Source organism: Flavobacterium urumqiense, assembly GCF_900108015.1.
In the GTDB taxonomy this organism is placed as follows: Bacteria; Bacteroidota; Bacteroidia; order Flavobacteriales; family Flavobacteriaceae; genus Flavobacterium; species Flavobacterium urumqiense.
Map to the genome: position 1 here is coordinate 303769 of NZ_FNVP01000003.1, position 10931 is coordinate 314699.

At 33.5% G+C, this 10931-nt stretch carries 12 protein-coding genes; 5 read left to right on the top strand and 7 right to left on the bottom strand.

The genetic code is table 11. The features are described 5' to 3' along the window. Positions 1-237: 237 nt before the first annotated feature. Both C4S35_RS06360 and C4S35_RS06365 read right to left on the bottom strand, forming a co-directional pair. A complete protein-coding gene (locus C4S35_RS06360; protein ID WP_103999378.1) occupies positions 238-1494 on the bottom strand; it encodes an MFS transporter in 1257 nt (418 codons plus the stop codon). A gap of 5 nt (positions 1495-1499) precedes the next feature. After that, the gene (locus C4S35_RS06365) at positions 1500-2024 is read right to left on the bottom strand and encodes a GNAT family N-acetyltransferase (RefSeq protein WP_103999379.1); all 525 of its coding nucleotides are present in this window, start codon (positions 2022-2024) and stop codon (positions 1500-1502) included. Positions 2025-2195: 171 nt separating this feature from the next. Between C4S35_RS06365 and yaaA the strand changes: the two genes are divergently transcribed. Next, complete coding sequence (yaaA, locus tag C4S35_RS06370) at positions 2196-2954, top strand: peroxide stress protein YaaA (RefSeq protein ID WP_103999380.1); 759 nt, start codon at positions 2196-2198, stop codon at positions 2952-2954. A 70-nt stretch (positions 2955-3024) separates the two neighbouring features. Here the strand turns inward: yaaA and C4S35_RS06375 are convergent, their stop codons facing one another. Genes C4S35_RS06375 through C4S35_RS06390 form a run of 4 tightly spaced genes read right to left on the bottom strand, consistent with a single transcriptional unit; the run spans position 3025 to position 7637 of the window. Further along, on the bottom strand, positions 3025-4605 hold the full coding sequence (locus C4S35_RS06375) for an MDR family MFS transporter (protein ID WP_103999381.1): 1581 nt from the start codon (positions 4603-4605) through the stop codon (positions 3025-3027). A gap of 1 nt (position 4606) precedes the next feature. Further along, a complete protein-coding gene (locus tag C4S35_RS06380) occupies positions 4607-5686 on the bottom strand; it encodes an HlyD family secretion protein (protein WP_103999382.1) in 1080 nt (359 codons plus the stop codon). Positions 5687-5695: 9 nt separating this feature from the next. Then, positions 5696-7021, bottom strand: a complete 1326-nt coding sequence (locus tag C4S35_RS06385) for a TolC family protein (protein ID WP_103999383.1) — start codon at positions 7019-7021, stop codon at positions 5696-5698. After that, positions 7011-7637: a TetR/AcrR family transcriptional regulator gene (locus C4S35_RS06390; RefSeq protein WP_103999384.1), complete on the bottom strand. Its 627-nt coding sequence runs from the start codon at positions 7635-7637 to the stop codon at positions 7011-7013. The genes C4S35_RS06385 and C4S35_RS06390 overlap by 11 nt, the downstream gene beginning before the upstream one ends. A gap of 364 nt (positions 7638-8001) precedes the next feature. Here C4S35_RS06390 and C4S35_RS06395 point away from each other — a divergent pair, with 364 nt between their 5' ends. The 3 genes from C4S35_RS06395 (at position 8002) to C4S35_RS06405 (ending at position 10006) form a co-directional block, all read left to right on the top strand. Further along, a complete protein-coding gene (locus tag C4S35_RS06395) occupies positions 8002-8580 on the top strand; it encodes a TetR/AcrR family transcriptional regulator (RefSeq protein ID WP_103999385.1) in 579 nt (192 codons plus the stop codon). Between the two features lie 54 nt (positions 8581-8634). Continuing rightward, complete coding sequence (locus tag C4S35_RS06400) at positions 8635-9267, top strand: NAD(P)H-dependent oxidoreductase (RefSeq protein ID WP_103999386.1); 633 nt, start codon at positions 8635-8637, stop codon at positions 9265-9267. 196 nt (positions 9268-9463) lie between these two features. Continuing rightward, positions 9464-10006 (top strand): DUF4494 domain-containing protein, encoded by a 543-nt coding sequence (locus C4S35_RS06405; RefSeq protein WP_103999387.1) that lies wholly within the window; start codon positions 9464-9466, stop codon positions 10004-10006. Between the two features lie 143 nt (positions 10007-10149). On the opposite strand, the gene C4S35_RS06410 is transcribed toward C4S35_RS06405, so the two are convergent. Continuing rightward, on the bottom strand, positions 10150-10596 hold the full coding sequence (locus tag C4S35_RS06410; protein WP_103999388.1) for an endo-arabinase: 447 nt from the start codon (positions 10594-10596) through the stop codon (positions 10150-10152). Positions 10597-10750: 154 nt separating this feature from the next. Between C4S35_RS06410 and C4S35_RS06415 the strand changes: the two genes are divergently transcribed. Continuing rightward, positions 10751-10931 (top strand): helix-turn-helix domain-containing protein (locus tag C4S35_RS06415; RefSeq protein WP_143071109.1); only part of this gene is annotated, 181 nt, incomplete at its 3' end.

The following is a 10931-nucleotide window of genomic DNA, read 5'->3' on the forward strand; positions in this document are numbered from 1 at the left end:
TTAAATTTAAAATAAAAAAAATGTAAAGCCCTGCAAATATTGAATTTAATCAAGAAAACATTATAATTTTTAAACCGTGGGGTCAATACGTTAAGAGATTCGAGCTCTGTTTGGTTTTAACAATACTATTTAGCGTTTTTTTTTTTTAAAAGAAACAAAGATATTAAGTGGCATTCATGACATTCAGCGACAGTCGCTTTAAATTTAATTAGTAGTCTAAAGAAAAGCGTGCGATTCTTATTCTGAATAATTCAAATCAGTATCAAAGGTTTCTTGTAGTCTCCAAAGTGCCAAAATTGAAATTACAGATAATATTGATCCAACAATCATAGCCGATTGCAAAATATCTCCATCAAAAATAGTATCTCTGAAAAAACCATAAATGAGAATAATCAACGGCAATGAACCTCGAACAAAATTAGGAACTGTAGTTGTCACCGTTGCGCGAATATTGGTCCCAAATTGTTCTGCAGCAATTGTTACAAATAATACCCAATAGCCTACTGAGAATCCCATAATAAAACAGAGCGTATAGAAAGAAGAAGCTGTAATTCCAAAAGCATTTAGGTATACAAAAATCATTACCAAATTAAAAATAAGAAATAAATACATCACTTTTTTTCTGCTTTTTAGCCACTGACTTAACAATCCACTGGCAATATCTCCAAAAATTAATCCGCCGTAACACCAAGCGATAGCTTTTCCTGCGGCAATAGTTGCAAAACCTTGTACGCCCAAAGCTTTAGCAAATTCAGGTGAAAAAGTGATCAAGACACCAACCAAAAACCATAATGGAATCCCGATAAGAATGCATTGAAGGTATTTTGAAAAACGTTTTTTATTAGTAAATAAAGACAAGAAATCACCTTTTTTCTCTTCACTTTCGTGTACTTTTTTGAATATACCAGATTCGGAAATACTGATTCTTAGAAAGAGTAATAGGATTCCCAAAACTCCTCCGGCATAATAACACAAACGCCAATCCTGAAAAATCTGATAGACTAGATAAGCGACTACCGCTCCTGAAACGCCTACCGAAGCTACAATCATTGTCCCATATCCTCGTTTTTCTTTGGGTAAACTCTCCGTAACCAAAGTAATTCCGGCACCTAATTCACCCGCAAGTCCAATTCCTGCTATTAACCTCCAAAAAGCATAACCATCAACTGTAGTTACCATTCCATTAGCGATATTAGCGACAGAATAAACTAAAATGGAACCGAATAAAACAGAAATCCGTCCTTTTTTATCGCCTAAAATTCCCCAAAGAATCCCGCCAAAAAGCATCCCAAACATTTGCATACTGATCAAATATTCTCCTTGATTCCGGATGGCATCTCCCGTAATTCCCAAGTCTTTTAAACTATCCGTACGAACGATTCCAAAAAGTAACAAATCATAAATATCAACAAAATAGCCAAGTGCCGCTACAATTACGGCTGCATTAAGAATTGAAACTGGCTTCTTTATATCTGGAAAATTAGTGTTTTTCATTATGATTATTTATTTACATCCAATTTCATTAATAGGTCAGTTTGTTCTTCATCACCAAGAATAAAAACATGGGTGTCAAATGTTACAAAGCCATTTTTGATATAAAATTGCAATGCTCTGTCATTTTTCTCCCAGACTCCAAGCCAAATGTAATCGGCATGCATCTGTTGTGCAATATCTATTGCTTTATCTAGCAATAATTGGCCAACTTTTTTTCCGTGAAAAGCGTGCAAAACATATATTCTATGAATCTCTAAGGCTTGATCATTTAGGATTTCGGTTTGTGCATTACCAAAATTTATTTTTAAATAGCCAATTGGTTTTGAATTAGAATACGCTATGAAAAACTCGGAGCTTGGATTGGTTAATTCTGAAGTTAATTGTTCTAAATTAAAGCTTTCTCGATTATAATTTTCAATGTTTTGGGGTGTGTTTACTTCAGCAAAAGTTTCAGAAAAGGTTTGTATGCTTATAATTTGGATGGTTTCAAGGTCTGATAGGGAAGCTTTTTTAATTTCAATTTTAAACATAATAAGTTACAGTGGTTTGGTTTGATTGAATCAAAAATAGTAAAAATTTAATCGCAATGATTTATATTATCTATCCTATTATTAGACAAATCAATTCATACGTACTCATTTGTTATTTTCAATTTGTACTTTTGAATCTGATACCAAAATGAACTGAAACAGAATCTGAATATGAAAATTGTTATATCGCCAGCAAAATCTTTAAACTTTGAAAAAGAACTACCGACGGCACAGCATACCGAACCTTTGTTTCTAAAAGAAGCGAAACAGGTTCATAAAGTTTTAAAAGGGAAAAAGCCTGCTGAACTATCTGATTTGATGCGCATTTCAGATAAATTAGCTGATTTGAACTGGAAGCGAAATCAAGAATGGAAAACACCTTTCACAGTAGAAAATTCGCGACCCGCAATTTTTACTTTTGATGGCGATGTTTATACCGGATTGGATGCATATTCGATCCCAATTGAGAAATTAGAAACGTTGCAAGATAGTTTGAGAATAATATCAGGTTTGTATGGGTTGTTGAAACCGTTGGATTTGATTCAAGCGTATAGATTAGAAATGGGTACTAAACTGCCTATTGACGAGAGTAAAAATTTATATGAATTTTGGAAATCGACCGTTACAAAAGCATTGAATAGGGAACTTACTAAAGGAGAATTATTCATCAATCTCGCTAGTAATGAATATTTTTCGGTAATCGATGTCAAAGCTTTAAAAGTTCCTGTTATTACCCCGGAATTTAAAGATTATAAAAATGGAAAACTTAAAATAATCAGTTTCTTTGCCAAGAAGGCAAGGGGGATGATGGTGCGTTATATTATTAATACCGATGTTAAAACAATTGATGATTTGAAAGGTTTCAATTATGAAGACTACCAATTTGACGCTAATTTATCAAAGGGAAATCATTTGGTATTTACCCGATAAAATCTAGTGATTAAAATAATAAAAAATGCCGAATTCTTTAAGAATTCGGCATTTTTTATTTAAACATAAATTAATGCATAGCATCAGCAGGATTGATTTTGTTTTTTCCTTTTTTGATTAAAAATATAATAGGAATACAACATAGGAACATAATCCCCAGATATAGAAAAATATCCATATATGATAAAACAGTGCTTTGTTTCATTATCGAATAATCAATGGCCTGATACGCTTTTTTTAGCGCAACATTACTGCTGAATCCTTTAGACATAAAACCTTTTTGCAGCATCGCGATACGTTGTTGTACTTCAAATTTGCTGCCATCTAAATGAGAAACTAAGTCTACCCGATGTTTCTGACTGAATCTTGTGATAAAAGTGGTGATAATAGCAATTCCAAAAGAACCGCCTAATTGTCTCATCATTCCTGTAAATGCAGCGCCTTCGCCAATGTGTTTTCCTTTCAGGGTAGAAAGTGATAAAGTTGTTATGGGTACAAAAAGTAATCCTAAACCAATTCCTCTTAAAATCAAAGGCCAATATAGATGTTCGGTACCAGTATTTGGCGTCATTCTATTGTGCATCATAAAAGTGAAGAAAAAGAAAACTAAAAATCCAACACCCACCATATATCCTTGGGGAACTCCGCGTTGAATTAATTTTCCAATAATTGGCATCATAAAAGCGGTAGTGATCGAACCCGGAATAAGTAATAATCCGGCATCAGTTGCTGTCCACCCTAAAATAGATTGTGTATAAATTGGAATAATTAACGTCGAACCATAAAGTCCAAATCCTAAGATAAAACACATTAAAACTCCAATTCTAAGATTCCCGTCTTTCAAAACACTTAAGTTTACTATCGGATGCTTATAGGTTAGCTCTCGCCATACAAATAAGATTAATCCAAATAAAGATACAGTGCTTAAAATTACAATTGTTGAGTTGTTGAACCAATCATCTTGCTGGCCGTGTTCCAAAACAAATTGTAATGAACCGATAAAAGCCGTTAAAAGAAAAATCCCCCACCAATCGACTTGGTTGACTTTTAATTTTTCACCGTATTGTGGACTTCTCACAAAAGTGAATGCTAATATAGTGGCAATAATACCAAGAGGAATGTTGATATAGAAAATATAAGGCCATGAAAAATGATCAACCAAATAACCTCCTAATGGCGGACCTAAAGTAGGACCCACAATCACACCCATTCCGTAAATTGCCTGAGCCATACCCCGTTTTGCAATAGGATAACTCTCGGTTATAATAGTTTGTGCGGTAACTAATAAAGCACCACCACCAAGTCCTTGTATAAATCGGAAAACAATGAGTTCCCATATGTTATCAGAGTTCCCACACATAAAGGAAGCAACAGTAAAAATGATAATGGAAACCACGAAGTAATTCCTTCGGCCAAATTGTTGTGACAGCCAACTCGTCATGGGAATGACAATTACGTTTGCAATAGCATAAGCTGTAATTACCCACGCCACATCATTCAAGGTAGCACCCAGGCTTCCTCTCATGTTAGTTAAAGCTACATTCACAATCGTTGTATCGACGATTTCCAGCAATGCACAGAGTACAGCTGTTATCGTAATAATAACCCGTCTATAGCCGTATTCTACTAAATCGTCTTCTACTACTGCCATTTTATTTTAAATGTACGTCAACATCAACATTCATCCCCGGACGCAATAATTTAATTTTCTCAACATCGTTAGATTTGTTCAAGCTTATTTTTACAGGTAATCTTTGAATCGTTTTTACAAAATTCCCTGTTGCATTATCTGGGGGCAAAATAGAGAAACGGGATCCTGTTGCAGGAGAAAATGACGTGATCGACCCTTCAAAATTATAGTCAGGATAAGCGTCTACATTTACAGTTACTTTTTGTCCAATAACCATTTTGTTCAATTGCGTTTCCTTAAAATTAGCAATTACCCATGCATTAGAATTATTAATAATATAAAAAAGAGATTGTCCCGGTTGTACCAATTGTCCGGGCTGAATATCAATTTTTGAAACCTGACCATCAATAGCCGCCGTGACTGCGGTGTAGGTTAAATTTAATTCGGCAGCATCAAGAATCGCTTTTGCTCTTTTGATATTCGCGGCAGCAACATCAGTCTGTTTATTCGAAACTTTAGATTTAGCTACAATTACAGATTTTTGAAAAGCACTGGCTCTTTCTTGCTGTTGCAAAATGCGGACTTGATTTTCGGCCTCTAATTTTGATGCCAAGGCTTGCTCGTATTGTTGTTTTGTAATAGAGTGATTTTTGTACAAATTATTATATCGAATGTAATCACTGTCGATTCGGTTCAATCTAATTTTTGCAGATTGAATATTTCCTCCGGCAGATAATACATTGGCATCAGATACAGAAATGTTAGCCAAAGCACTACTAATATCCGCTTTAGAAACTTCAAAATTACCTTCGGCAGCAAGAAATGAAGCATTTGCCTCGTCTATTTTCAATTGATAATCTCTCTTGTCTATGGTAAATAACGTATCACCTTTCTTCACAAAATCATTATCTTTTATATATACTTTATCCACATACCCGGAAACTTTAGGGATAATAGGATTCATATTTTTTTCTATTTGTGCATCATCTGTTTCTTCATGAGCTAAAGAGTGCATGTATTTATAAATTCCGTAAGTTCCGCCTAATACTACCAAAACCGCTAGGATAATAATAAATTTTGTATTTGTTTTTTTCTTTTCCATGTGTTTTGATTATATTTTTGAAAGATTGAAAGATTGAGATAATTGTCCGGTAACAGAAAGCAATTCGTAATATTTTTGAATAATATTTGCTTTTGCTAATGCTTTATTGATTTTTGAACCTAACTGTTCTACATCAGCTTCCAGTAAATCATTGGTGTCTGAAAGACCGTTATCATACTTGTCTTTTATAATTCTGTAGTTTTCTGATGATTGTTCAACCGCTTGGATATAAACATCATTTTGTTTTAATGCCAGATCATAATCTTCTATTGCATTTTGAACTTCCAGTTTGATATAATCAGTCAGCATAGCTTCAGAATTTTGTACTTCAAGCGCTTTACTTTCAGCTATTTTTACCGTAGTTCCATTTTTGATAATAGTACTCAAATCATAAGAAACCCCCACGCCAATATTCATTGCATTTTGAACAGTTATAACATTTTTCAAGTCTATTGCAGTATAACCACCAATAATTGCTATGGAAGGATAATAAGCACTTTTTGCTATTTTAATATTTGCCTGACTTGCTTTTCCTTGAAAACGGACTGCTTCTAAATCTTTACGATTTTGTAGCGCTGGTTCGTCATTGGTTGGAATATTATCCATTTGAAAGTTAGCAAAATCACTTTCTTTAATTTCTAGTTTTGTTCCCGCAGGTAACTTTAATAATGTAACTATGTAAAAATTTACAATATTTAAATTTTTAGCAGCTTCATCTATGGACAACTGAATTTTAGAAACTTGTAACTGCGATTTTAATAAATCGTTTCTGGGGATAATGCCGTTTTTTTCTAAATCACTAAAATCAGTTGCTCGCTGTTGCGCTCTTTTCTGATTTTCTTTTAAAAGTTCCAATGTTTTTTGTGCCTTATACAGATCAGCATAATGGTTAACCACTTTCATCGCCACTTCTTCCTTTGTTTGAGAAGCTGTAGCTGTTTGTGCCTGATATAAGTTTTCGTAAGCCTTGATGCTATTTTGGATTTTAAATCCTGCAAAAACGGGAACGCTGGCGTTAACTTGTCCAATCATTAATTGATCCACAACGGGAAGCGCTTGTGAAGTAGCACTTTTATTAATTTTTAGATCAATAGACGCTTTTGCCAATCTTTGATATTGTCCTGAAACTTTCAAATCAGGATATTGATTGTTTTTTGTAGATTGTAATTCGTATTTTTTAGTCGCCACTTTAGTATTGGCCAAGCTAACCTCATTACTGTTTTTCCAAGCCAAATGGATGGCTACATCGAGTGTTAAACTCGTTTTTTCTTGTGCTTCTACAGCAGAAGTTCCTATAAAGAAAATCCCGAAGAGCATTAATTGACTAACTTTCATATATCAGAAGGGCTTTTATAGTTTGTTGAATGTGTAATGTCAAATTGGTTTTTATATAATTATTGTACAAATCTTCTGTTTTCAAATTTAGTAAATTTTGAAAGAAAGTTTTATTCATATGGAAATGAAAGAAAGTACCTAAAATTGTTGGCGTTATTAAAGGAATGATAACATCTTTTCTAAAAATGCCTTTTGTTTGACCTTCTATAATAATGGATTCTAAGGATTTAAGGTTTCCTTTTTTTAATTCCGAGAAAGCCTGAAGATTTGAATCTCCTTTTTTAGAGGTAAATTCGAAGTGTAAAATTCTGTAAATACCTTTATTGCAATTGATGCGATTGATGTAAAGCTCAATCAATTTATTTATTTTCTCGATAGGTTCGAGGTCTTCGATTATTAAATTATCCAACTGTATTTTTAAGTCGGAAGTTCTATAGAGTATAAGGGATTCCAATAATTTTTCTTTGGAACCAAAATAATAAGAAACCATCGCAATGTTTATTTTGGCCTCTTTAGCGATATTTCGTATCGACGTACCATCAAATCCTTTTTCTGCAAATAGCGTTTCGGCTACTTCCAGAATTATAATTTGTTTATCGTTAAAATTGCTTTTCAATTCTCCTATTTTTAATTCGGCACAAAATTAAACAACTGTTTAAATTTAAACAGTTGTTTAATTTATTTTAACAAAATTTTAACAAAAATTAGTACTGTTTTTATGTTAAAATGAACCTTTAATGTAAAGCCATTTGTATTAACTTATCTACTATTAGTTGCTATTTTTTTGAATTAATTCTTTTTTTAAATTCTAATTTCTTCTTCTATTTTAATATCCAGAAATTCAAAGTTATAGTAAACAAATCCTAATTATTTTAAAATAAATGAACGATCATTCTTTTTTATGTATCTTTGCATTAGTAAATGATGGAAGATAAAAAGAATAATTTGGAAATGAAATAACCTTTAAATAAATACTAATTATGGCGCAACTTCAAAAAAGTATAGATAAACGTACCGCATTGCTAAAAGCGACCTTAAGTTTAGTAAACAATGGCGGAATACAAAGCGCTTCTATGGCTAAAGTGGCCAAAATAGCCAATGTTTCGCCGGCTACCATTTATCTGTTTTTTGAAAACAAGCAAGAGCTGGTCAATCAATTGTATTTGGATGTAAAAGGTTCATTTGCGGAAGCGGCTTTTAGAGAACAGAAGTCAGATGATGAAGTAAAAAAGAGTTTTGAAAAAATCTGGATTGCAATGGCTGCATTTAAATTGGAACACAAAGAAGAAGCTTCTTTTTTATCGCAGTGTGATAACACGCCTATGATTGATGAGGAAACCCGCCAAGAAGGATTGAAATATTTGGCACCTCTTTTTGTTTTATGGTCTATAGGGATAAAAGAAGGAATTATTAAAGATATTTCGCCTTATTTGCTGTACGCTTTCAGCATATATCCGATGGCTTTTTTAATGAATATGGATAACAGAGCGCTTTGTCCATTGGGCGAGAACGTACTAAAGGAAGCTTTCCAAGTGGCATGGGACAGTATAAAGGTTTAAGCTTTTTTTTAAAAAATAAAATGTAAATAAGAATTATAAATAAACACAAATAAGATGGAATTATTAGATAAGTTGAAGTGGCGTTACGCTGCAAAAGCAATGAACGGTCAAAAAGTTTCTGCAGATAAAATTGACAACATTCTTGAAGCTGCTTCATTGGCACCCACGTCAAGTGGTTTGCAACCTTTTGAAATATTGGTGGTAACGAATCAAGAAATTAAAGAAAAAATTAGAGCTATTGGTTGGAATCAATCTGTGATTACAGACTGTTCGCACTTATTGGTTTTTGCCGCTTGGGACACGTACACTGCAGAACGTATCAATACGATGTTTGACCTTACCAATGAAGTTCGTGGTTTTAAAAATGAAGGTTGGGAAAATTACCGTCAAATGTTGTTGAACAGCTATCCGCAAAAAGATGCCGAAGTGAATTTTCAGCATGCAGCAAGACAAGCGTATATTTCCTTTTCGCAAGCCATTGCAGCTGCCGCTTTTGAAGGTGTTGACAGCACACCAATTGAAGGTTTCGATCCAGATGCATTGGACGAAATTTTAAATCTGAGAGAAAAAGGATTAAGAAGTTGTGTAATGCTTCCTCTGGGATACAGGGATGTTGAAAATGACTGGTTAGTGAATTTAACAAAAGTCAGAAAAAGTAGAGAAGATTTGATTACTCTTGTTGACTAAAACCCAATTCTGAAACAATACATTTTAAAAACAGCCTCTTCATTTTTTTGGAAAGGCTGTTTTTTTATCAATTCACAGGAAAAAAAATGCAACAAAAATCTATGTCGACTTCCATCCAAAATTGTGGATATCTATTTTATTAATTGTGATTTTTTTTTCCTTTAAAATCTATCTTTGACATTCTTAAAAAAAAAATATGAGCACAATTTGGTACGAATGCAAAGTAAAATATAGAAAAACAGACGAAACCGGCGGACAAAAGATTGCGAATGAACCTTACTTGGTAGACGCATTATCCTATACGGAAGCAGAAAGCAGAATTAATGAAGAGATGTCGGCCTATATCAGTGAAGAATTTAAAATCACAAATATAAAAGTGGCTAATTATGCAGAGATTCATCCTTTCGAAAATGCGGATCGTTGGTTTAGATCTAAAGTTTCCTTGTTGGCATATGACGAAGAAAGCGGTAAAGAACGCAAAACCAATATGTATTTATTAGTGCAAGCCAATGATGTAAAAGAAGCGTATGATAACACTGTCGGTGTAATGAAAGGCACCATGGGCGACTATACCATACCTGCTATTTCGGAATCTCCTATTATGGATGTTTTTCCTTATTTCAGTGGGGAGGAAGGAGAAACAGAACAGTTAGAAAAGTTCAATGCGCTCAAAGCTTCTAAACCGGAATCAGCAGAAATAGTGGATCATATGGAATTTGAAACGGAGATGGCAGAGTAAATTGCTGATTAAAATAGTGGTAAAATATAAAAGAAGATTTTTTACTCCTCTTTTTCTGTGATAAAAATAAAAAGCTCCATAATTCTATTATTTTAGAATTATGGAGCTTTTTTAACAGTACTGCAAATGCATTGCAGATCTGTTTATTCTGATTTATAAATGTGAATCGATTGCCCGACTAATTTCCATTTGTTTTTTATTTTCTCTAAAAGCCGAATTTCATAGGAAAATGTTTTCTTGCCATCTTTTGCCGTCGATTCTTCATTATGACTTACCCAAGCAGTCTTTCCATTAATGCTTATTTTGTAATTAGTGTTTACTGCGAAACCACCATTTCCCATTGCTTCTGGTTTTGTATTTATCATTGCTGCGGGAGGAACATCAAATGTTTCGCCTTTTGGTGTAGAAACTAAAATTCGGCTGTACGGCTGAATGTACCAGCAGTCGCTATGACCTTTACTGTCCCTTGCTCTCCATGTAGCCGATTCTTTTTCTAATAGTTTTTTAATCAATTTTGATTCCTCTGTCTCTTGACTGTGCCCTGTAAAACTAATGACAATAAGAATGTAAAAGGGTAATGTCCATTTCATTATAAGATCTTTTTATTAAAACTAGATTCAACTAATTAATGCAACTTTTAGGGGGGAGATAAAGACATTTTTTCAAAAGAAAGGACTTTTAAAAAGCCCTCTCTCTCGAATGGAATAAATGTTCTTTATTTGCTCCTGACCAAAGTTGTAAATAATGAGCCACTTAACCAGCGAACAAAGATACACAATCGGTGTATTATTAGATCAAAACTACAATAAAAGTGAAATAGCAATTCTTATAAATAAGGACAAATCTGTTATAACACGTGAATTAAAACGCAATTGCGATTTACGCAGTGGTAAATACAGTTCTGAATTAGCTCAGCGAAAATACG